The sequence below is a fragment of the Halocynthiibacter sp. genome, from assembly GCF_049608145.1.
Lineage (GTDB): Bacteria > Pseudomonadota > Alphaproteobacteria > Rhodobacterales > Rhodobacteraceae > Halocynthiibacter.
The window spans coordinates 23,036-45,613 of sequence record NZ_JBMYXF010000017.1 but is presented as its reverse complement, the minus strand read 5'-3'; the positions used below and the strand labels follow the sequence as shown (position 1 = coordinate 45,613).

The window sequence follows — 22,578 nt, the reverse complement described above, 5'->3', positions numbered from 1 at the left end:
TTCTTGCCAATGCCATAGTTTCAATCAAATCTCAACAGCATCTGCGGCGGAAAGATCATAGGCTGCAGCCATAAGTGCCCGCGTATAGTCGCTTTCAGGCGCCGTAAATATCTTCTCCCGGTCCCCAGTTTCCACAATGTCACCATTGCGCATGACGATAACTTTGTGGCTAAGCGCCCGCACGACTTTCAGATCGTGACTGATAAAAAGATACGCCAGGCCATATTTTTTCTGAAGGTCGCGCAGAAGATCTACAATCTGAACCTGAACCGTCATATCCAACGCAGAGGTCGGTTCGTCCAACACCACAAGCTTCGGACGCAGGATCATCGCACGGGCAATGGCTATGCGCTGACGCTGCCCCCCTGAAAATTCATGCGGATACCGATCCATCATAGACGGATCAAGCCCGACCTCTTGCATCATTTCGGCAACCAATTCACGTTCACTACGCCCATCTTCGATCCCGTGAACCTTCAAACCCTCAGCTATGATCTGCATAGCCGACATACGCGGGGACAGCGATCCGAACGGATCCTGAAACACGATCTGCATATCTTTACGTAGATCACGCAGATCACGTCCTTTATGTCCCCGGATATCGTCTTTCATAAAGACAATCGGACCCTCAGATCTGATCAGACGCATAATCGCCAAGGCCAGCGTCGTTTTGCCGGAACCGGATTCCCCCACAATACCAAGGGTTTCCCCCTGCCGAACAGAAATGGTTGCCTCGTTTACGGCCTTTACATGCCCAACCGTTTTTCGCAGCAATCCGCGATAAATCGGAAACCAAATCCGCAGGCCATCCGTAGATATAATATCTTGAGCATCTTCAGGCACAGCCACAGGATCGCCCGTTGGCGCGGCCCCAAGAAGGGTCTGGGTGTAGGGGTGTTCAGGAGTGGTGAAAATCTGTTCAACCGGCCCCTGTTCCACCACTTCGCCCTGCTGCATCACATACACCCGGTCGGCGAATTTTCGGACGATCTCCAGATCATGTGTGATGAAAACAAGGCTCATACCTTCGGTTTTTTGAAGCTCAGCCAGAAGTTCTAGGATCTGCGCTTGAATGGTTACATCCAAGGCGGTCGTCGGTTCATCCGCAATCAGAAGGTCTGGCTTGTTGGACAAAGCCATAGCGATCATCACACGCTGGCGCTGGCCACCGGACAGTTGATGCGGATAGCTATTCAGGCGATTTTCGGCATCCCTGATACCGACTTTATGAAGCAGATCCAAAATACGTTCTTCGGCTTGCTGCCCCCGCAAACCTTGGTGCAACAGCAGGCTTTCAGCAAGTTGCTTGCGGATTGTATGCAAGGGATTCAAGGATGTCATGGGTTCTTGAAAAATGAAGCTGATGTCATTGCCGCGCACACGCCGTAAATCGGCCTCAGTCGCTTCAAGCATTTCTTCACCACGGTATTTCACCGATCCCGTTACTTCGGCGCTGTCGGGCAAAAGGCCAACAGTCGAAAGCGCCGACACAGATTTACCCGAACCGGATTCCCCCACAATTGCAACGGTTTCGCCCTGTTCTACATACCAGGAACATCCGCGTACCGCAGGGGTTTTCTTACCATCCTGCGAAAAACTGACCTGCAGGTTTTCGACTTCAATAATCCGGGTCATTTAAACGTCTTTCGCGGATCAAAGGCATCACGGACACCTTCGAAAATGAACACAAGAAGCGACAACATCACGGCGTAAACCGTGAATGCGGTAAAACCAAGCCAAGGTGCCTGCAGGTTTTGCTTGGCCTGAAGCGTCAGCTCTCCCAGCGAGGGTGCAGACGATGGCAAACCAAAGCCCAGGAAATCAAGCGTGGCCAATGTGGCGATCTGCCCCGTCACGATGAAGGGCAAGAATGTCAATGTCGCGACCATTGCATTGGGCAACATATGGCGGAACATGATGACCGTGTCTGAAACGCCCAACGCCTTTGCCGCGCGCACATACTCAAGATTACGGGCCCGCAGAAATTCCGCGCGGACAACGCCTACCAGCGCTGTCCAGCCAAACAAGATCGAGACGAAGATCAGCAACGACAGGCTGCGCCCAATGATCGCAAACAAGATAATGATAACGTAAAGCGTTGGCGTCGCTGCCCAAATTTCCAACACCCGCTGGAACACAAGATCCAGCCAGCCGCCGAAATATCCCTGCACAGCCCCAGCAACAATCCCAATCACAGACGCAATCACGGTAACAACCAGCGTATACATAATCGACAAACGGAACCCATAGATCACCCGCGCGAGAACATCGCGCTTTGTGTCGTCTGTCCCTAGCCAGTTGTTCGCATCAGGGGCTGAAGGCGCGGCACCGGGGATATCGACAATGGTCGTATAACTATATGGAATAAGCGGCCAGATTATCCATCCCGCGTTGATCTCTTCCCCATCAACAATACCATCTTTCGCGTCTTCCAAAACACCTTCCGGGTCATCCCAACAACTTTCCAGTCCGCCGGTGACGATCAGACATTGCACGTCTTCATATTTGTATTGCGCTTCAGTGGGCAGATCCCCGCCAAAGGCCGTTTCCGGGTAAAAGTTAAAAATCGGCATGTAATAGCCGTCATTATGACGGATCAAGACAGGCTTATCATTCACGTAGAATTCCGCAAAAAGCGACCCGATAAAGAGGAAACTAAAGACAACCAAAGACCAGAACGCACGTTTATTGGCGCGAAAATTTCGCAACCGACGTTGGTTCAACGGGGAAAGTCGGGGGGGACGTGTCGTGGCAGACATCAGTTTTTCCTCGATTCAAAATCGATCCGGGGATCAATGAACACATACATCAGATCAGAAATGATCCCCACAAGCAGGCTTAGCAGGCTAAAGGCGAACAATGTACCAAACACAACGGGATAATCCCGGGCGATCACGGCCTCAAACCCAAGCCGCCCCAATCCATCCAGCGAGAACAGATTTTCAATGATCAGTGAGCTGCCAAAGAACACGCCAACAAACAGCGCTGGGAAGCTGGCGATCACCAAAAGCATTGCATTGCGAAATACATGTCCATAAAGAACTTTGCTTTCAGACAAACCTTTGGCCCGCGCGGTAACCACATATTGCTTGCGGATCTCATCCAAGAACGAGTTTTTCGTCAAAAGCGTCAGCGTCGCAAAACTAGAAATTGTCGTAGCCAGGACCGGCAGCGCAATATGCCAGAAATAGTCTTTCATCTGCCCCAGGAAACTAAGGTCATCAAACCCGTCAGATGTCAGGCCTCTCAACGGGAAGATTTTCCAGTAAGACCCGCCTGCAAATAAAACCAGCAACAGAATAGCGAACAAGAACCCCGGGATCGCATAAGCCACAATAATCGCCCCAGATGTCCATGTGTCAAAGCTGCTGCCGTCGCGTATCGCCTTGCGAATACCCAGCGGAATGGAAATCATATATGCGATCAACGTGGACCAAAGGCCAAGCGTGATAGACACTGGCATTTTTTCAAGCACCAGGTCGGTTACGGAAATGGAACGAAAGTAGCTTTCGCCAAAATCAAAACGCATATAATCCCACATCATATTCAGGAAACGAACGTGGGCAGGCTTGTCGAACCCAAATTGGATCTCAAGCTCTTTGATGAAATCTTCAGGCAACCCACGCGAACCCGCGTAGGTTTCACCATCAGAAGTGTCGATACCGGCATCTCCGCCCCCAGCAATGCTTTCGAAAGCGTCCCCGCCCCCTTCCATCTGGGCAAGGATCTGTTCAATCGGACCGCCAGGCACGAATTGGATCAGCGCAAAATTGATGATCATAATGCCAAGCAAAGTCGGAATGATCAGCAGCAACCGCCGGAGAATATACGCGCCCATCGGGTTCTTCTTTCCTGATTAACAGATCTTACTGAAACGCACCGGCCGCTTCAAGTTCAGCCGCCCGTTTCGGGTTGTACCACCAGAAATCCAGATACCCCAAGTCATAAGGTGGCAGGTTTTCCGGGTATTCAAACATATCGTAATAGGCAACCGTATGGGCCCCTTTGTACCATTGTGGAACCCGGAAATATTCCGCCCGCAACACCCGGTCAAGTGCCCGCACCGCAATACGCAATTCATCTTCGTTTTCTGCGGCTTTGACATGTTCAATCAGCGCGTCAATCGCCGGAGAATGCACGCCAGCTTTGTTGAACAGCGAAACTTCCCAACTGTCAGATCCGAAATACTGTTCCAGACCACCACCAGGAACGTTGCTCATGGGGTAGTGGGCTGTCACAAAATCAAAATCAAAATTGCGTTCGCGATTAACGGCTTGGGCATTATCAACCCGGTTATGAACCGCATCCACGCCCAGCGCACGCAGGTTTTCCACATAGGGGTTCAGCACGCGATCAAAGGTCTGGCTGTCATTCAGGAACTCAATGGTCAGGATATCACCTTCGGCATTGCGACGCATGCCGTCATCCCCAACGATCCAGCCAGCATCGTCCAATAAACGTGAAGCTTTGCGCAGATTGCGTCGATCAAGCTGACGCGTGCCAGAGGTGGTCACAGCGCTGACTTGACCATCCAGAACTCCCGGCGGCAGATCCGCCACAAGCGGCGTCAACAAAGCCAGCTCTTCCTCAGACGGCAAGCCGGTTGCCGCACGATCCGAATTTTCCCAAAAGGAATCCCCGCGATCATAAATGCCGTAAAACAAGGTTTCATTCGACCATTCAAAATTAAACATCAGCCCGATGGCCTGGCGCACACGCCGGTCCTGAAACTGCGGGCGGCGCAGATTAAAAACAAAGCTCTGCCCGGGGGGGATGTTTCCGTTCGCAAGTTCACCTTTCACGATCCAACCATTTTCAACAGCCGGAAAGTCATATGCAGTGGCCCATATTTTAGACGATGCTTCGCTGCGGAATGTATAGCTGCCGCCTTTAAACCCCTCAAAAGCTGCCTGATAATCCGCGTAGTATTCCACACGGATACGATCAAAATTATGGCGACCCCGATTAATAGGCAGATCTGCCCCCCAGTAATCAGGGTTCCGGTGATAGGTGATAGATTGCCCAGTATCAATTTCACCAACGATATAAGGACCCGACCCCATGATTGGGATCATGGAAGATTCTTCCAGATCAAGCCCCTCAGTTTCATAATGCATCTGAGAGAAAATCGGCAGAGACCCAACAAGAGAGGGCAAATCACGGGTTGGAATACCCTCCTTAAAAGTAAACTTCACCTGATCCGGTGCCAGAACCTCCGCACTTTCAACTTTCTGGGCCAGCTGCGCACGAAAGCTTGGTAGGCCCTTCTCCAACAGCAGCTCATATGAAAACGCGATATCTGACGCGGTCAGTGGCGACCCATCGGAAAAACGCGCTTCAGGACGCAGATCAAAAATCACCCAGGATCGATCTTCAGGGTAGGTCAGGCTTTTCGCAACCCAACCATACACGGCATCAAGTTCATCCGCCGTGCTATCAAGTAGACGTTCATACATGATCGATGACAATGCCCCTGCACGGCCTTTGGTTGAATATGGGTTCATTGAATCAAACGATCCCGGTGCCCAAGTGGAAATTTCGCCACCTTTGGGCGCATCCGGATTCACATATGGGAGATGGTCATAGTCTGCAGGCAGATTGAGATTTCCGAAAGGCGAAATCCCATGAGAAGTAATCAGGTTTTCCTGAGCAGATAAAGGGAGTGCCAATATCGCAATCGTCATTGAAGCAAAAGCAAAACTCAGAAATCTGCTCTGTCCATCTTTTGCGATGCTTGCAGCTTTTGCCCTGATCATATCGCTCTCCCCTTTATGAGTTTCTCTCAATTTAGTTAAAACTCAGCCTAGTTGCGAGCCAATAACAATCAAGTTGATAATGTGTGAACACATCGTGTTTTGCATGAACCCGCCGGTTATTTCCCCGGGCGGTCCTAAAAACAAAAAAGCCGCCCGAAATGGGGCGGCTTTCCTGTAAACATATCCGAACCTTTAGTTCAGAGTAGCCAGCCATGCGATGATGTTCGCACGATCTGCATCTTTTGGCAGGCCGTTGAAAGACATTGCAGTACCTGGTGCGAAACCTTTCGGGCTTTGCAGAAATGCGTTCAAAGCATCCACATCCCAGTTGCCTTCGATACCGTCCAGCGCGCCTGAAAAGCCAAAGCCAGCTTCAGATGCAACGTCACGATCAAAGACGCCAAACAGGGATGGACCTGTGCCATTCACGCCTGGTTCGATAGAGTGGCAGCTGCGGCATTTGTTGAATACGCGCTCGCCTTTACCAATATCAGCCTCAGCCACCAGTGTTGCGAAATCGACTTCCACTTCTTCTTCACCACCGTGGCTGTCACCGGTTTCAATCGGATATGCATCCGCGTGCGCTTCGCCATGCGCATCCGGACCGCCGGTGTGATAGAGGCTCTCTCCAGCCCATTTGCCAAGAAGAAAGATCAGGAAAGCGCCGCAGAAGCCGCCGAGGATCTTGGTGAAAGTCATAGTGTCGAACATATCGCTTTTCCGTTTTGGATGTCGCTATTTCCGTACCGGACGGAGTTTCAATCTATCTATCCGCTTCCCCTGCCGTGACGCAAGCTGTAGTTTGTGCGGCGAAGCGACCGATTATCGAAAAATGTGGTCAAACGCGTATTTGTGACAGGACAGACACTATGAAAACAGGGAAAATCGCATTTCAGGGGGCACTTGGGGCTTATTCACATGAAGCCTGTGTCAATGCCCGTCCGAATCTGGAACCTCTCCCCTGCCAGACATTTGAAGCTGTGATTGACGCCGTTAACGCCGGCCAAGCAGATCTCGGCATGTTGCCGATCGACAATTCGACCTATGGACGTGTGGCGGACATGCACAGGCTTTTGCCCGACAGTGGTCTCCATATTATGGATGAAACCTTTGTACGTGTCCGCATTAGCCTGCTGGCCCCCAAAGGCACAAAGATTTCCGATATTCACACAGTGCGTGCGCATCTGGTCTTACTTCCCCAATCCGCTGCCTTCCTGAAGAAACATAATATTGAAGGCATTGCCGCCGTAGACAGCGCCGGTGCAGCTGCTGATCTAGCCCAAAACAACACACCAGGTGAAGGTGTATTAGCATCCTCACTGGCAGGTGAAATTCATGGGCTGGAAGTCTTAGCCGAGGATCTGGAAGACCACGGTCACAACACCACTCGCTTTGTTGTCATGGGCCGAGATGCGGACCTTTCCCGCAGATCAGAGGCACCAAACGGCATGGTGACCAGTTTTGTCTTCCGCGTCCGCAACATCCCGGCAGCGCTGTACAAGGCAATGGGTGGTTTCGCGACCAACGGCGTCAACATGACCAAACTTGAAAGCTATATGGTTGACGGATCCTTTATGGCGACCCGGTTTTACGCAGAAATCGAAGGGCACCCGGATGACGCCGCAGTTCGACGCGCTCTGGATGAATTGGAATATTTCACATCAGAACTGATCTTGTTGGGCAGTTACCCTGCAGAACAAAAACGTCACTAAACCCAGTACGAATTCAGATCAGGCGTTTTGCAGTTCATCTTCGATCCGCGTCCCAAAGTCTGACAATCTTTTCTGCAGCTTGCGATTCAGTGTCCCTTTCGCAAGCTTCAGAGATTGAACCAGTAGACGCCCGCCCATCGTTTTAGGACGTGTGTCAAAAGACACATTTAGACGTGTCCGGTTACGTGCAAGCGACACAAAATCAATAACCAGATCCGTTGTGACACCTCCGCCGATGGCGTTCAGAGTCATACTGTTTGGGGCCTCAAAACCGGTCAGTTCAACCTGTAAATCGCGTGGGCGCCCGCGCATCTTTACACGAATATCCCAGCCAATCTGCGCACCAGGCTGAACCAATGTCATTCGTCGCGCCACATTGATTCCACGTTCAAATGCTTTCTGTTCAAATGCCGGAAAGTCAGAACAATATGCGAAAACCTCCTCAATCGGGGCTTCGATGTCATGCTTTGCTGTAAACTTCATATTCAATCATTCCTGAACTTCTGACATTGCGATCTACTTTAAACGATCTGACAGCCAGTTAAACAAAATAAAATGTGCAATTGCTCCGATCCGCGCAGGCAATATCTCAGGGTGCTCTCCGGCAAAAGCCCGTGCCATTTCTTCTCGCGACACCCAGCGTGCATCTTCGATCTCGGTTGGATCAATTGTGATCTCTCTCGTAAGAGCTTCACCAGCACACCCAAACATCAAAGACGAAGGAAACGGCCAGGGTTGACTGGCAAGATAAGATACAGAACCCACTTCAAGCCCAGCCTCTTCTTTGACCTCACGTCGTACGGCGGCTTCCATTGTTTCACCCGGTTCCACGAACCCAGCCAGCAGCGAATACATCCCTTCGGGCCACCCCGGGCTTCTGCCAACCAGAACATCATTCCCATGTGTGATCAGCATAATCACCACCGGATCGGTACGGGGAAAATGTGGTGTTTTGCAAGATGGGCAATCTCTTTGCCACCCACTTTGCCCGATGACACTGGCAGACCCGCAACGGGCGCAAAATCCGTGACTTTCGTGCCAAGACAGAACAGATTTTGCCGTAGCAAGCAACTCTGCTTCGCGCGCAGTCAACGCCGTCATGGCCGCACGCAATTCGATAAAACGCTGCCCCTCAGGCAATGATGCATGCCGATATTCAGTTGTATCAAAAAACTGCCCAAATGCTTCCGCGTCAAATGCGTCTGGTTGCCAGGAAGAAACGTCAATCGCAAAACAAGCACAATCGCCATCAAATCCCAGAAAAACCGGCGCATCCCCTGCAAATTCCATAAGCGGGTGCCCTGATGTAATCCAGTTCGCAACCTGCCTTGTTCCGGCTGAAAGCACAGACAGCAATACACGCCCACGCCAAATCGGGAAAATCCGTGTATCGTTTTTCAGCAATAATGCCGCTATTTTTTCCGTTTGCCCACGCAGCTCTGCGGCACGGTTCAGGCCACTTCCGCCAAAGGTTACGGTTTCCGCATGTTTCATCACTTATTTCCTGACAGGCCGGATTGTTCGCATTTCCACTCTCGAACTGGTGACATGTTGTGGTCGAATTGGCAATTGGCTCGCGCAGCTAAAAGTAACTGCGCACAAGAGCAGACGACACCAGTGACCATCCATCCGCAACCACAAAAAACGCAAGTTTAAAGGGAAGTGAGACGACCGCTGGCGGCACCATCATCATGCCCATGGACATCAGAACCGCCGCCGCGACCAGATCAATGATCAAAAAAGGCAGAAAGACTAGGAACCCGACCTCAAACGCCCTAGAAATTTCGCTTAGTAAAAATGACGGCACCAGAATAGAAAGCTCGCTGTCTTTTGACATTGCCACTGCATTTTCATCGGGCCGTAAGTCAGACAACGCTGCAAATGTGTCCGGATCAACGCGAGCCACCATAAAACCACGAAATGGATCCATGGTCTGTATAAAGGCCTGCTCTACCTCGATATCTCCTGCAAGAAGTGGATCAACACCCCCCGTCCAAGCTGCCATAAAGACCGGTTCCATAACAAAATACGTTAGAAATAATGCAAGGCTTACAATCAGCATATTGGGAGGGGCCTGTTGGAGACCAATCGCTTGGCGCAAAATGGACAAAACCGTTACAATAAAGGGAAAACACGTCACCATAATGGCCAGGCCAGGTACAACAGACAGAATTGTAATCAGTATAAACAGCTGGATACTGCGTGCAGTCAGTGAAGCATTGTCCCCAAAGGATACACTGAAATCCTGTGCCATCACGGGACCGCACAAAGTGAAGCAAAATAATATTAAAGTTGAAATATGAAGATAGAAGAGGCCGCCCCTATGACAAACAAATGACATCTTAAATTCCGCTTTGCAGGTCGGCAATTTCGGTCAGACGTACAGCAAGCTGTCCATTAGGATCATCTTCCACTTCTTGTAACTCTCCGCGGGCGATCAGTTTGTCGCCCACATAAAGTTCAACCGGATCGTCAACACCACGATCTAGGGGCAACACCGCATCTGGCCCCAACAACAACAATTCCTTCACCATTGGCCGGGCCTTCCCAACCGAAATTGTAATTTCAATCGGCACTTGTGTGAATGGATTTTCAGTGTTGGAAATTTCATTCAGGGCGTCTGCTTCGATGTTATCGCTCATTTATCCAGCCTTCTCGTTATGATTAAAAAATCCCTGTGTTTTCTCTTCCGCCAAGGTCAGAACCTCGGATAAATCGATATTCTGTTCACCATCTGCAAACAGCAGACGCGCTTGACCTTCTCCGAATGAAGGTTCCGGCATGACTTCGACCTGCAGGAAAGACTGCGCGGCTACAAAGCGTGTAACGACATCAATATTTGAAGGGTGCACTCGGAGTTCGATTTTCGTCTGGGCGTCACGTTGAGCAATAACAGCAATCTGTTCTGCAATGATGGCAGGCAGGTTTCCATTCGCGATCTCAGGCAGGATTTTTGCAAGAAGTTCTTCAAAAACCGCTCTCATGTCCTTTAAAATTTGTGTGCGCGCTTCGTGGAAAGTAAACGACAATTCCTGAAGGTTTCGCCCGAGTTCAACAGAGACATGTTCAAGGTTTTCAGAATGCGAACGGGCCGCATCATCCCATCCAGCTTTATACCCGTTTTCAAAAGCTTCCAGCTTGTCTTCTTCAGTCTGAGCCTCCCCAATAGGTGCAGAAACTGCTGCCGATACTGGCGCTTTCTGTACCGGTGAAAGTTCAAACTCTTCCAGTTTCAGGCGTGACATCAGGTGGCTTCCTTCGGATCTTCCATCCAGCTGCGCAGCACTTCAACGGCTTCCTCCTGGCGGTCCTCAATCATATCTTTAAGTCGTGCTACGGGATCACCTCCGGTAAAGTCCTCTGGCAGATCGAAGTCATCCACAACGGACATCCCACCAGGCACAAAACTATTGTCAATTTCACCTGTCAAAATCTGCCCTGGAAGCTCTGGCAAAGTTCCCGGTGGTGGCGATGTGTTGAATTCAGGAATAGCCGGCGTATTTTCATTACCCGCGACAGGCGCGGGCAAACTGGTCGGAGAGGACGTCACACTCTCTTGGATCAGCGGTGCCGTCAGGATCGGTTTGACAACAAAAATTCCAAGCAGCACCGCTGCAACCGCCAAGACCACGAGCTGAATGATCGTCATGACATCTATATGCATAGCCTGAAACAGGCCACTGATCGGTTCCGTTCCCGCAGCGAATACTGGTTCAAATTGCAGAGAACGGATTGCAATTACGTCTCCACGCGCTTCAATGAAACCAACTGCAGAGGCAACGAGATCACGCAGAACGGCCAGTTCTTCATCAGATCGAGGGGTGAAAACTGTTTCTCCGGCATCATCTAGACCGCTGACTCCATTCACAAGGACCGCGACACTAATTCGTCTGATCGCACCTGGTTTTCTCAGAACTTCGCGCTGGGTTTCGGAAATCTCAAAATTTGTACGTTCCCGGGTTTCACTGTTGCGCGCATTGGAACTGCCGCCGGAACCCGCAGCATCGCCTTCCGGTAAATTGCTTGCCACAGAAACCCCACCCGATCGCGAATCTTCTGAATTATTTGAAGTTTCCGTCGTGTCGGTGCTGATCGCAACCCGACTGTCAGGATCAATCGTTCGTTCAATTATTGATTCCTGTTCTGTTACTGTCTCTACACTGACTTCCACGACAGCATTTCCGGGCCCTACCCGTGCTTCCAGCAATCGACTAACTGCTTCTTTTAACTCTACGGCTTTGTCATCTCCACCCAGTTGGTTGCCTGCATCCTCAGCTCCGATCACCTGTCCATTGGTTGAATCAATAACCGAAACATTTTCAGCGTTCAGCCCCGCCACAGCCGACGCCACAAGGTTGCGTAGCGCACGTGCATGTCCGGCGGACAAACCACTTCCTGCAGGGGTAATCGTCACCGATGCAGAAGGTGATATATCGCGCCTGAAAGACTGACCCGAGGAATTTGCGATATGAACCCGAGCGTTGCGCACAGCAGGACTGGCAACAATCGTTCTGGCCAGTTCGCCTTCCTTCGCACGCCAGTAGGCTGCATCAAACATTTGCGATGTGGTCCCGAACCCTGAAAGCGAATCCAGCAATTCATACCCGGCCCCGCCACTGGCCGGCAGGCCTTCGCTTGCAAGCGTCATCCGCAATTCATCGCGGCGGCTACCCTCTACATATATCGCGCCGCCCCGCACGTCATATTTCACACCGCGCTGTTCAAGCGCCGCAACGACATCGCCCGCTGTTGAAGCTTCAAGCCCTGCATATAAAAGTGTAAGGCCCGGTGAAGATGCGATTCGCGTCAACGCCATGACAGATGCAAACATAACAAGTGTTGCAACCATCACGACAATCCGGCGACGTCCATCTAACCCGGCCCATACAGAAATTACCTGCTGCAATTCATTACTCCCGTTAAGGCGAAACTTCTTCCCGCCATACGAACAGTTTCTCTCAACAGCCTTAACAATCGGTTAGCTCTTGGCGGTCTATATTGGTTCAGACAGAAAAAAAATGGTGTGCCATGGCTGAAGACGACATATCCGGCGATGCAGAGGGCGAAGCTCCCGCTAAAAAATCGAAACTGCCCATGATAATTGGGCTGGTCCTTGCCCTTGCCGGTGCTGGCGGGGGGTTTTTCGCGGTATCTAGTGGCCTGATACTGGGCACCGACATGCCCATGGAAAACGAAACTGAGGAAGAACCGATTTTGGTCGAACCTCTGAATGGCATTTCATTTATCGCCCTAGATCCGCTTGTCATCAACTTACGCCAAAATTCCCGCGCAGCGCATTTAAGATTTGTCGCCCATCTGGAAGTTGGCCAGGAATATGAAGCGGACGTGATGTTACTGATGCCCAGAGTGCTTGACGTTCTGAATAACTACCTGCGCGCAGTGGACCTAGAGGACCTGGAAAGACCAGGTGCGCTTGTTCAATTGCGCGCGCAAATGTTGCGGCGGGTACAGATCGTGACGGGGGATGGTCGGGTTAATGACCTACTCGTTTCTGAATTTGTCCTGAACTAGGGGGAAGAAATGAATTTAATTGCGGATATTTTATTGGTAGCTGGCGCACTTGGTGCCTCGCTGTATTGTTTCGTTTTGTCCCGGCGGTTAGCCAAATTCAATGATCTTGAACAAGGGGTTGGCGGTGCTGTCGCTATTCTCAGCGTTCAGGTTGACGATATGACCAAAACGCTCGGGCAGGTGCAGACCGCGGCTGTCTCTTCGACAGATACGCTTGAAACTCTGACTGTTCGCGCTGAAGCGGCCGCCAGAAGGTTGGAACTTCTAGTTGCATCTCTTCATGACCTTCCCGCACCTCCTGAGCCGACCCCTCCGAAACCGCCCGAGAATGTTCAGGCCACTACATCAGAAACCTCATCCGAACCTTCATCAGATATTTTATTTCTGCGCCATCCAACCCCACCTCAGGAAGCATCCCAATGATCCGGAGGAAAATCACAAACAAAGCTGCAACTACAGATAAGGCAAAATCTGCCGCGCCAGCCCCTAAACGGAAAAAGAAACGCAAATCATCTAGCCGTGGCGCATTGCTGACCGTTATGCTTTTATTTTTGCTGTCCGGCCTCGTCCGCCTTGGCGGCGAAACCGGACAGGCGCTTGCGAAAGAACTCAGTTCGATTGCGGCCAATACATCAGAAACGACGCAAGGCATGCCGCAAACCTGCGAACCAGAAGCAGGCATTTCCGATTTACTTACTGATCTTCAAACGCGCCAGACCCGCATCGAAGCACAGGAACGCTATATCGAAGAACGCATGCAGGCCCTGTCGATTGCTGAAGTCGCATATACCGCCAATTTGGAACGTCTGATTGCCGCCGAAAATGCGCTGGCTGCTACGATGGCGCGTTCCGAAACCGCCGCAGAAGACGACCTCACCCGTCTCACCTCTGTCTATGAAAACATGAAGCCAAAAGACGCAGCTGCCCTATTCGAAACGATGGATAACGAATTCGCAGCGGGCTTTCTCGGACGCATGCGCCCCGATGCAGCCGCTGCTGTTTTTGCAGGGCTGGATCCCGAAACGGCATATAGAATCAGTATATTTCTTGCCGGCAGAAACGCAAATGCCCCGAGAGAGTAAACAATACACAGGACATGCGAGGAATTTTTTAACCCTCTTTTGCAATTGTGAGGCAGCGGCAAATGGCTGCAAGTTGCTCAATCCGGAGAATATATTGTGGTAGGCATCGTTGGTATTATAATTATTTTCGTCATGGTTTTTGGCGGCTATCTCGCGGCGGGTGGCAAAATGGGGGTTATTCTCAAAGCCCTGCCGTTTGAGATGACAATGATCGGCGGAGCCGCCATTGGCGCGACAGTCCTCTCCAATGACATTGGCGGTATCAAACACACGCTCAAAGATGTTGGGAAAGTTTTTAAAGGTCCGAAATGGAAGCCCGAAGATTACCGAGATCTTCTTTGTCTGCTTTTCGAACTGATCCGGCTTGCCCGGCAAAACCCTGTTGGCCTTGAAGAACACATTGAACAGCCTGAAACTTCTTCCATTTTTGCCAACTATGAAAAAATCCTGTCAGACAAAGAGGCGGTTAATCTGATTTGCGATACCATGCGATCCGCTTCTATGAATTATGACGACCCCCACCAGGTGGAAGAAGTTCTGGAAAAACGTATGGAGGCAAATCAACATCACGCGCTGCATTCCAGCCATGTGTTGCAATCGCTTGCAGACGGCCTTCCTGCGCTGGGAATTGTTGCTGCGGTTCTTGGTATTATTAAAACTATGGGATCTATTGATCAGCCTCCAGAAATATTGGGTAAGATGATCGGCAGCGCTCTGGTCGGTACATTCTTGGGGGTATTTCTTGCCTATGGATTTGTGGGTCCGATGGCCTCCCGCGTTAAAACTGTCATCGAAGAAGACGGACATTTTCATCAGCTGATCCGCGAAGTCCTAGTCGCCAATCTTCACAACCATGCCACAAACATCTGTATCGAAGTTGGCCGACAAAACACCCCGGGCCACAACAGACCGTCCTTCTCTGAATTGGAAGAAGCCCTGAAAGATGTGAAAAAAGGGGCGGCCTGACGTGAAACACCTCCTGAAGTCCCTGGCGTTGCTAGTATATTTCCTCATCCCACAAACGGCATCAGCGGAAACAGTCGTTTTGCGTTCAGGCGACCATCCATCATTCTCAAGGCTTGTCTTGGAATTTGAACAGGATATTCCTGATTGGACAATTGGGCGAACAGATCGAGGATATAATCTTCGTATTATACAAGACGGTTTCCAAGCCGACACTTCAGAAATCTATCGAAAAATAACTCGCAATCGGCTGGCAGGGGTTGAGTACGACACAGAAAATACAACATTATCTCTCAATGTCAGTTGTGATTGCCATCTCGATGCCTTCAACTTCCGGGATGGGAAACTCGTCGTGGACATAAAAGACGGCCCTGCTCCTGAAGGGTCGCCTTTCGAGAATACGTTCATCCAGGAAGAGACCCAAACAGAAACAAACACACCCACTCCGGCGTTATCCGCGCCCAGTACAGCGGATCGTATCAACACAACGCTCAGATCGCGTCCTTCCCCTCCAGCTGCAATTTTACACCTACCCCTGACAACCAACCGCACGGCCAAAATATACGAAACTCCACCACTCGAGCTGTTTGCGGCACAACAGATCCAGCAGATTACAGCTCAAAATATGCCCCCGACCTCTGATATGCCAATCGACACGACAGCAGGTGCTATGCATTCAGAACGTCGTTCAGAGACAGAAGCCATTCTTCTGCGCGAATTGGAACGCGCCGCCAGCCAGGGCCTGCTTGACGCGCACTTGCCGGACATTCCCCAGGAAATGACACCCACAGATGTCGCAATATCCACGCCGCCGGAACTCGACGCTGAAATACCAGCAGACAATACTCTTCCGGAACACTTTAACATCACTGCAGATACCAGCATTGATCAAAGTTTGATACATGCCATTCAAGGTGTAAACGTCATTGATGAACACCTAAGCTGTGAATTGGGCGAGAAACTGGACATACGAACATGGGGTGATCCAGACAATATCCCCAAGACCCTGACAAATGCCCGCATGGCCCTGCTTGATGGCCGGGATCAGTTAGATGAAACTGCTGCAATCAAGCTTGTTCGGTCTTATCTATATGCATCTTTCGGTGCCGAAGCTGTCCAGATCCTGAAGTTACTGCCAGATCAAACCGATGAAACACGCGCACTTGCCCAAATTGCCTCGCTGTCCGATGCCTATGATACTGATTCATCTGGCCCACTGGCATCACTCCGAAATTGCCCGAACGCGGGGGCCTTCTGGGCCATCTTAGAAATTGGTTCCATTCCAGCCCAGGGCGTTGATCATAACGCAGTCCTAGAAGTTGCAACATCACTGCCACCGCATTTACGCAGCTACTACGGCGCCCGCCTCATTCGCTATTATACCCGCGTCAATGATCTTTCTCGCGTTCAGCTTCTACAGACGGCGATAGGACGGGGAAATGAAGATGTCTCATCCGAAGTTAAACTTGCGGGTGCAATGGTTGATCTCGTTGAAGGACAACAGAATGCGGCCGACGAAACACTATTAGACATCGTTCATGACAACACAGCATTATCACTGGATGCACTGCAGGTTTTCCTTCAATCTGCGCTGGAACGGCATGCCGATATCGCGCCGGAGATCGTTGGAAATGCTGAAGCTTTGGCATTTGAATACGATGGAACAGAAGAAGGCGTCAAAATACAGTTTTTGCTCGCACGTATTTACTCTCAAAAGCATCAATATGCACGGGCCAGCAACGCATTGGAACAACTAGATGGGCAAATACGCCCATTCGATATGCGTTTTGCATGGGAAGAGTTCACAGAAGGAATACTGACCGCAGCAGACGACACTGACTTTCTTACCCTGTTTTATCACTATCGGGAATCATTGCGTGCGCCCCGAATTTCCATTGAAACCAGACGTGATCTTGCCACCCGCCTGATCGATCTCGGCATGGAAACTGCTGGACGACAGGTTCTGAATGTAGGTGACGACTTCACCGCAGACGACAAGTTGCTTCTCGCTCGTGCAGCCTTTCTTCGTGGCAACTTAGACGAAGCACTACATCTTTCAGAAGGCCTAGCTTCTCCAATTGCAGCTGCTTTACGTCACCGGATTTACCTTTCAATGGATGATCTTAACAGTGCGATCACATCCGCCCGCGATAATAACCTGTCCGAAACAATACCGGATCTATTGTGGCGACAAGGGCAATGGCAGGACATCACGGAAATTGAAACTCTCCCCCTCCATTCCACGGCGGCTCAGATCATGTTGGATCATCAGGAGGAACCTTTGATTACCCCCGAACCAGTGGATGATCTTGCAACCGGGCAAGCACAGCTTTCTCAAAGCAAAAAAGAACGGGAAGCTCTGGATGCATTACTGAAGTCACTCTCCCCCCCAAGGGATGCTATGCATAGTAACGACTTGTAAAGGGTACTGGCGTAGCCTGAGATCAATTCAGTCAGTCAGAACGGCGACCCAATGCATCTTATTTATTTCGGCCAGGTGGTGTTCCATCGGCTTCCCAAGTGGCTCCGATTTTTTTCGCCCACACTGGTCATATTTCTGGTTTCCGCCACAACAGCCCTATCTTCCGTTCCCTCCGAAACCTGCGATCAGGTTGCCCACCAAGCCGCGGTCGAAAGCGGTGTTCCCGTTTCTGTCCTTCAGGCGATCACCAGAACCGAAACCGGGCGGCGTCGCAATAATAGAACACAGCCCTGGCCTTGGACAGTCAATATGGAAGGCGCTGGTCGCTGGTTTGACAATCCTGCGGACGCACTCAGTTATGTTCTCGAACATTTTGCACGGGGCGCACGTAGCTTTGACGTTGGGTGTTTTCAGATAAATTACCGCTGGCACGGACAACATTTCGACTCTGTTGAAGATATGTTTGACCCACTGACCAATGCCCGATACGCGGCACGCTATCTCTCTGAACTTTTTGCAGAAAAGGGCAACTGGGATGATGCGGCCGGCGCTTATCATTCCCGTACACCACGTTACGCGAACCGATACAAAGAACGCTTCCGACGTTTTCGTACGGCCCTCACAAATTCTCCTCCAGAACTTTCGCCTTCCCCAGGGGAAGCCATTCAGGCATCTTCTTCTCCGACAACGCCCCCCCAACCTGCCCCACAGCCCCGCGTGAACCGATACCCGCTGTTGCAACGCGCCACGGGAGCCCAAAGCCTTGGATCACTTGTCGCTCTTGGTGGAACGGGGCAGCCAAGAAATCTGTTGGGATCCCAAAACTGATGTCATCATTTCTAAGTTCACAAGACCTATTTAAACCCACCATTCTCCTGGCCGTCGCTTTGATGGCGATTATTGTAATGATGATCCTGCCTGTACCAGCCTGGATGCTTGACGTCGGGCTTGCCACATCGTTTGCCCTGGCAATACTGATTTTCACGGTAACATTGTTCATTCAACGCCCACTGGATTTTTCCTCTTTCCCAACCATTCTATTGGCGTCCCTCATGTTGCGTTTGTCGTTAAACGTCTCGTCAACAAAGCTGATCATCGGTAATGGCCATACCGGTACCGGCGCAGCTGGCGAAGTTATTCAGGGGTTTGCCAATTTCGTAATGGGTGGCAATGTTTTCATGGGTCTCGTCATTTTCTGTGTATTGATGATTGTGAACTTTATGGTCATCACCAAAGGTGCCGCCCGCATGGCAGAAGTCGGCGCGCGTTTCGCACTGGATGCTATGCCGGGGAAACAACTGGCCATTGATGCTGATATGGCCGCAGGCGCAATCGGTCACGAAGAAGCCAAGGGCAGGCGCGCAACCGAACAGGCCGAAACCACGTTTTTTGGCTCACTGGATGGCGCATCCAAATTTGTCAAAGGTGATGCAGTCGCGGGTCTTTTAATTACACTTTTGAATCTTATAGTGGGCCTATTGATCGGCACATTTGTCCATGGCATGGATCTTGGCCGAGCGTTTGAAACCTACACTATTCTGACTGTTGGCGACGGGCTTGTTACCCAAATTCCTGCTGTCATCATCTCAATCGCAGCCGCGCTTCTGCTTGCCCGTGGCGGGACAACCGGTGCCACCGATCTTGCCCTGCTGGACCAGATGGGGCGCCACCCCCAGGCCCTGGGAACCGTTGCAGTACTTATGGCCCTCTTCGCCCTGGTCCCTGGTCTGCCCTTCATTCCGTTTATGCTCGGTGCTGGTATTTTGGGCGGAGCGGCTTATTACATCTTCAAAAACCCCACCGGAACGGTGGACGATTTAACATTGGAAGACACTGCCAATCCGGAACCGGTCGAGAAACTATTGGGAGACATGCTTGATCTCGATGATCTGCATGTCGAATTCGCACCGGATCTTGTTGCGATGGTTCTCGACAGCGCCACTGGGCTGGATGCACGCATCAATAATATGCGTTCCCATGTAGCCGAAGAATTCGGGCTGATCCTGCCTGAAATCCGACTGACTGATAATGCGATTTTGACACCGGGATCATATGTTATGCGTATCCAAGGGGTTGAACAAGCTCACGACAGGTTATTTCCGGATATGGTCCTGGCCCTGATGTCCGACAATCCCGATCAGCTTCCGCCAGGCGAAGATGTCCAAGAACCCGTGTATGGGGCACAGGCTCGCTGGATCAGCCGTGAACACCAGGACAGCGCCGCTGTGACAGGGGCCACCATTGTTGCCCCCGCCGAAGTTCTGGCAACACATCTTCTCGAAGTCATCAAAAAGAACTTCCCACGTTTACTGACACTGAAATCCCTGAATAAACTTCTGACTGAATTTACAAATCTGTCAGATCAGGGGCGCGCTGCAGGGAACAAACGTCTACTGGACGACCTGATCCCTGAGAAAGTACCCGTAGACCTGCTGTTATCGGTGATGCGCTTGTTGCTTGAAGAACGCGTTTCAGTCCGCAACCTCCCATTGATCCTCGAATCTATTGCCGAAGCCCGGGGCACAGCCGCCACCCCTGAATCAATCAATGAACATGTGCGCCAACGTCTTGGTTTTCAATTGATTGCAGAAATGAAACGCCCCGATGGCAGCCTGCCACTTCTGCAACTTGCCCCGGAATGGGAAGAAACTTTTGACACTTATCAGATCGAAGGCGAACGGGGGCAGGTTGATGTTGCCTTGCCACCTGACGATTTCAACAAACTCGCAAATGGCGTTGCAGAAAAAATTGCGACCGCGGGCAACGATGGCGTTTACCCAGCTCTTATCACATCTAGGCTGCGTCGGCGGTTTCTGCGAACGGTGCTATCTTCCAGAGGCATCCAGAACCCTGTGTTTTCATTTGAAGAAATTGGAACCGACAGTAAACCCGCTTTGATCGGCATGGTACCCGCATGAACGCATTGTTTCAATTCGCGACCGATCTCGGCGAACAGACCCTTTGGACTGGTACTATTGTGTTTCTGCGCGTGGGCGCAGCAATGGCATTGTTTCCCGCATTCGGGGAGCAAATGGTATCCATACGCGTTCGCCTTTTCTTGGCCTTCGCATTCACAACCGTTGTGGCCCCGGCAATCGCCCCAGATCTGCAGATTTCGCAATCCGTACCTCAGATAGGGCTCGGTTTTTTCGCAGAGGTTGTCATTGGTTTGGCTCTGGGGTTCAGTGTACGTTTCTTCATTCTCGCATTGCAAACCGCAGGTGCAATTATCGCCCAATCAACATCACTGTCCCAGATTTTCGGCGGCGCCGGAGAGCCCGCCCCAGCTATGGGACACATCTTATTTTTTGCGGGGCTGGCGTTGGCCGTTATGAATGACCTTCATGTAAAACTGGCAACATATCTTGTATTATCTTACGAGGTTTTGCCTTTCGGCGCTTTTCCCAATGCCTCCGCTTTGCACAACTGGGGGCTTATGGGATTAATCAAGACATTCAATCTGGCGTTCACTTTATCCGCCCCTTTCCTGATCGCATCTCTTATTTACAACTTCGCCCTTGGCGTCATTAACCGTGCCATGCCGCAATTGATGGTTACCTTTGTCGGTGCTCCGGCAATCACAGCAGGCGGATTATTATTGCTCATTGCAGCTTCACCAATCCTCCTGTCCGCCTGGGCATCCGCTTTGGATTCATTTTTCCTGAACCCTTTCGAGAATCGATAATGGCCAGCGAAGATCAAGACACCGAAAAAGAGCACGAAGCCACGCAACAGAAGCTGGATGAGGCACGCAAAAAAGGGGAAGTTCCCAGATCTGTCGATCTTGGAACGGCAGCCGTCTACGCCGGTTTTCTAATAGCATTCACCGTTATGGGCACCTATCTCGTTCAATCATCTGGCACTATGTTGATGAATATGCTGGGCAATGCTGACCAAATTTCACGGCACTTCTTTGCAGGATCAGCCACCCCATATTCCGCTTCTTGGCTACTTTTGATTGGTCAGGGCGTGGGGCCTGTATTTTTGTTACCTGCCGTTACCGTAGTCCTGGCATTCATCGCTCAACGCGCTTTCATTTTCGCACCAGAGAAACTGAAACCAAAGTTATCTCGGATCTCAATTCTATCTAACGCCAAAAATAAATTTGGTCGTGGTGGGCTGTTTGAATTCGCTAAAAGCTTCACCAAACTTCTTATTTACGGCAGCTTGGCGTGGTTTTTCCTGTTGGCCAGAACGGATCAGATCCTTGGATCTGTGCATCTCAGCCCCGGCGGTGTCGCCATGACGTTTACCAATATGGTTTTAAATTTTTTGGGGTTTGTCTTTTTAATCGCCCTCTCTCTGGGGGCGATCGATTTTCTCTGGCAACGCCAGGAACACCTGCGCAAACACCGTATGTCACGCAAAGAAGTACAGGATGAACAGAAAAATCAGGAAGGAGATCCGCATTTCAAAATGCAGAGACGACAAAAAGGGCAGGCCATAGCTATGAACCAGATGCTCGCAGATGTCGCCGATGCCGATGTTATCATTGTGAACCCTGAACATTACGCCGTTGCCCTAAAATGGGATCGGAATGCCGGAAAAGCCCCCGTTTGTGTTGCCAAAGGTGTCGACGATATCGCCTTCAGGATCAGGGAACGCGCAACGGAAGCAGGCATCCCCATCCAACGTGATCCGCCAACCGCACGCGCGCTTTATGCCACGGTCGATATCGGTGACGAAATACTGCGTGAACATTATAAGGCGGTCGCTGCTGCGATCCGGTTTGCGGATGAAATGCGCGAAAAGGCCCGCAAAATATTCTCTGCCAGCAGGGAAAGCGCATCATGAACAATCAATTGGTCCGCCTACAACAAGTTACCGCTGCTGCGTTGGATCTTGCTTTATCTGATCTGCAAAAAATACAGCAAAAACAGACCCAACACAGAGATGCAATTGCCCAACTACGGCGCAGGAAACAGATCTTGGAACATCAGCACGTCGGGGAACATCTTTCAGATCACATACGGCAACTTCAGACTTGGAAACGCTGGTGTCATCGTGAGATCGTCAAACACAATACGGCATTGGCAGAACTGGTCGTGGAAAGTGAGATACAGGAACACCGGGCCAGATTGCAATTCGGGCGCAACCAAGTTGCCGGTAAA

At 50.8% G+C, this 22,578-nt stretch carries 21 protein-coding genes; 10 read left to right on the top strand and 11 right to left on the bottom strand.

Going from position 1 to position 22,578, the window contains the following annotated elements; genetic code table 11:
* Positions 1-24: 24 nt before the first annotated feature.
* The 5 genes from ACPGUT_RS07460 to ACPGUT_RS07440 form a co-directional block, all read right to left on the bottom strand.
* Positions 25-1,635 (bottom strand): ABC transporter ATP-binding protein, encoded by a 1,611-nt coding sequence (locus tag ACPGUT_RS07460; protein WP_423989947.1) that lies wholly within the window; start codon positions 1,633-1,635, stop codon positions 25-27.
* On the bottom strand, positions 1,632-2,759 hold the full coding sequence (locus ACPGUT_RS07455) for an ABC transporter permease (RefSeq protein WP_423989945.1): 1,128 nt from the start codon (positions 2,757-2,759) through the stop codon (positions 1,632-1,634). Before ACPGUT_RS07455 ends, ACPGUT_RS07460 begins: the two co-directional genes overlap by 4 nt.
* Entirely contained in the window at positions 2,759-3,838 is a 1,080-nt protein-coding gene (locus ACPGUT_RS07450) for a microcin C ABC transporter permease YejB (RefSeq protein ID WP_423989943.1), read from the bottom strand. The genes ACPGUT_RS07455 and ACPGUT_RS07450 overlap by 1 nt, the downstream gene beginning before the upstream one ends.
* A 28-nt stretch (positions 3,839-3,866) precedes the next feature.
* A complete protein-coding gene (locus tag ACPGUT_RS07445) occupies positions 3,867-5,756 on the bottom strand; it encodes an extracellular solute-binding protein (RefSeq protein ID WP_423989941.1) in 1,890 nt (629 codons plus the stop codon).
* Between the two features lie 192 nt (positions 5,757-5,948).
* The gene (locus ACPGUT_RS07440; RefSeq protein WP_423989939.1) at positions 5,949-6,467 is read right to left on the bottom strand and encodes a c-type cytochrome; all 519 of its coding nucleotides are present in this window, start codon (positions 6,465-6,467) and stop codon (positions 5,949-5,951) included.
* A gap of 158 nt (positions 6,468-6,625) precedes the next feature.
* Here ACPGUT_RS07440 and ACPGUT_RS07435 point away from each other — a divergent pair, with 158 nt between their 5' ends.
* Entirely contained in the window at positions 6,626-7,468 is an 843-nt protein-coding gene (locus tag ACPGUT_RS07435; RefSeq protein WP_423989937.1) for a prephenate dehydratase, read from the top strand.
* Between the two features lie 18 nt (positions 7,469-7,486).
* Here ACPGUT_RS07435 and ACPGUT_RS07430 read toward each other — a convergent pair whose 3' ends face one another.
* From ACPGUT_RS07430 to fliF, 6 genes are all read right to left on the bottom strand, one after another.
* Positions 7,487-7,951, bottom strand: coding sequence for an SRPBCC family protein (locus ACPGUT_RS07430; RefSeq protein WP_423989935.1), 465 nt, complete (start codon positions 7,949-7,951; stop codon positions 7,487-7,489).
* A 33-nt stretch (positions 7,952-7,984) separates the two neighbouring features.
* A complete protein-coding gene (gene nudC / locus ACPGUT_RS07425; protein WP_423989933.1) occupies positions 7,985-8,962 on the bottom strand; it encodes an NAD(+) diphosphatase in 978 nt (325 codons plus the stop codon).
* A gap of 88 nt (positions 8,963-9,050) precedes the next feature.
* Entirely contained in the window at positions 9,051-9,722 is a 672-nt protein-coding gene (fliP, locus tag ACPGUT_RS07420) for a flagellar type III secretion system pore protein FliP (protein ID WP_423989931.1), read from the bottom strand.
* 88 nt (positions 9,723-9,810) lie between these two features.
* A complete protein-coding gene (locus ACPGUT_RS07415; RefSeq protein ID WP_423989929.1) occupies positions 9,811-10,110 on the bottom strand; it encodes a FliM/FliN family flagellar motor switch protein in 300 nt (99 codons plus the stop codon).
* A complete protein-coding gene (locus ACPGUT_RS07410) occupies positions 10,111-10,713 on the bottom strand; it encodes a hypothetical protein (protein ID WP_423989927.1) in 603 nt (200 codons plus the stop codon).
* Positions 10,713-12,374: a flagellar basal-body MS-ring/collar protein FliF gene (gene fliF / locus ACPGUT_RS07405; protein ID WP_423989925.1), complete on the bottom strand. Its 1,662-nt coding sequence runs from the start codon at positions 12,372-12,374 to the stop codon at positions 10,713-10,715. The genes ACPGUT_RS07410 and fliF overlap by 1 nt, the downstream gene beginning before the upstream one ends.
* A gap of 122 nt (positions 12,375-12,496) precedes the next feature.
* On the opposite strand from fliF, the gene ACPGUT_RS07400 reads away from it, so the two are divergent.
* From ACPGUT_RS07400 to ACPGUT_RS07360, 9 genes are all read left to right on the top strand, one after another.
* Positions 12,497-13,000, top strand: a complete 504-nt coding sequence (locus ACPGUT_RS07400; RefSeq protein WP_423989923.1) for a flagellar basal body-associated FliL family protein — start codon at positions 12,497-12,499, stop codon at positions 12,998-13,000.
* Between the two features lie 9 nt (positions 13,001-13,009).
* The gene (locus ACPGUT_RS07395; RefSeq protein WP_423989921.1) at positions 13,010-13,423 is read left to right on the top strand and encodes a hypothetical protein; all 414 of its coding nucleotides are present in this window, start codon (positions 13,010-13,012) and stop codon (positions 13,421-13,423) included.
* Positions 13,420-14,082, top strand: coding sequence for a MotE family protein (locus ACPGUT_RS07390; RefSeq protein WP_423989919.1), 663 nt, complete (start codon positions 13,420-13,422; stop codon positions 14,080-14,082). The genes ACPGUT_RS07395 and ACPGUT_RS07390 overlap by 4 nt, the downstream gene beginning before the upstream one ends.
* Positions 14,083-14,178: 96 nt before the next feature.
* Positions 14,179-15,048, top strand: a complete 870-nt coding sequence (gene motA, locus ACPGUT_RS07385; protein WP_423989917.1) for a flagellar motor stator protein MotA — start codon at positions 14,179-14,181, stop codon at positions 15,046-15,048.
* A 1-nt stretch (position 15,049) separates the two neighbouring features.
* Positions 15,050-17,467: a hypothetical protein gene (locus tag ACPGUT_RS07380; RefSeq protein ID WP_423989915.1), complete on the top strand. Its 2,418-nt coding sequence runs from the start codon at positions 15,050-15,052 to the stop codon at positions 17,465-17,467.
* A 51-nt stretch (positions 17,468-17,518) separates the two neighbouring features.
* Entirely contained in the window at positions 17,519-18,295 is a 777-nt protein-coding gene (locus ACPGUT_RS07375; protein WP_423989913.1) for a lytic transglycosylase domain-containing protein, read from the top strand.
* Positions 18,295-20,385 (top strand): flagellar biosynthesis protein FlhA, encoded by a 2,091-nt coding sequence (gene flhA / locus ACPGUT_RS07370; protein WP_423989911.1) that lies wholly within the window; start codon positions 18,295-18,297, stop codon positions 20,383-20,385. The genes ACPGUT_RS07375 and flhA overlap by 1 nt, the downstream gene beginning before the upstream one ends.
* The gene (locus tag ACPGUT_RS07365) at positions 20,382-21,152 is read left to right on the top strand and encodes a flagellar biosynthetic protein FliR (RefSeq protein ID WP_423989909.1); all 771 of its coding nucleotides are present in this window, start codon (positions 20,382-20,384) and stop codon (positions 21,150-21,152) included. The genes flhA and ACPGUT_RS07365 overlap by 4 nt, the downstream gene beginning before the upstream one ends.
* Positions 21,152-22,261, top strand: a complete 1,110-nt coding sequence (locus ACPGUT_RS07360; RefSeq protein WP_423989907.1) for an EscU/YscU/HrcU family type III secretion system export apparatus switch protein — start codon at positions 21,152-21,154, stop codon at positions 22,259-22,261. The genes ACPGUT_RS07365 and ACPGUT_RS07360 overlap by 1 nt, the downstream gene beginning before the upstream one ends.
* The last annotated feature ends 317 nt before the right edge of the window (positions 22,262-22,578 follow it).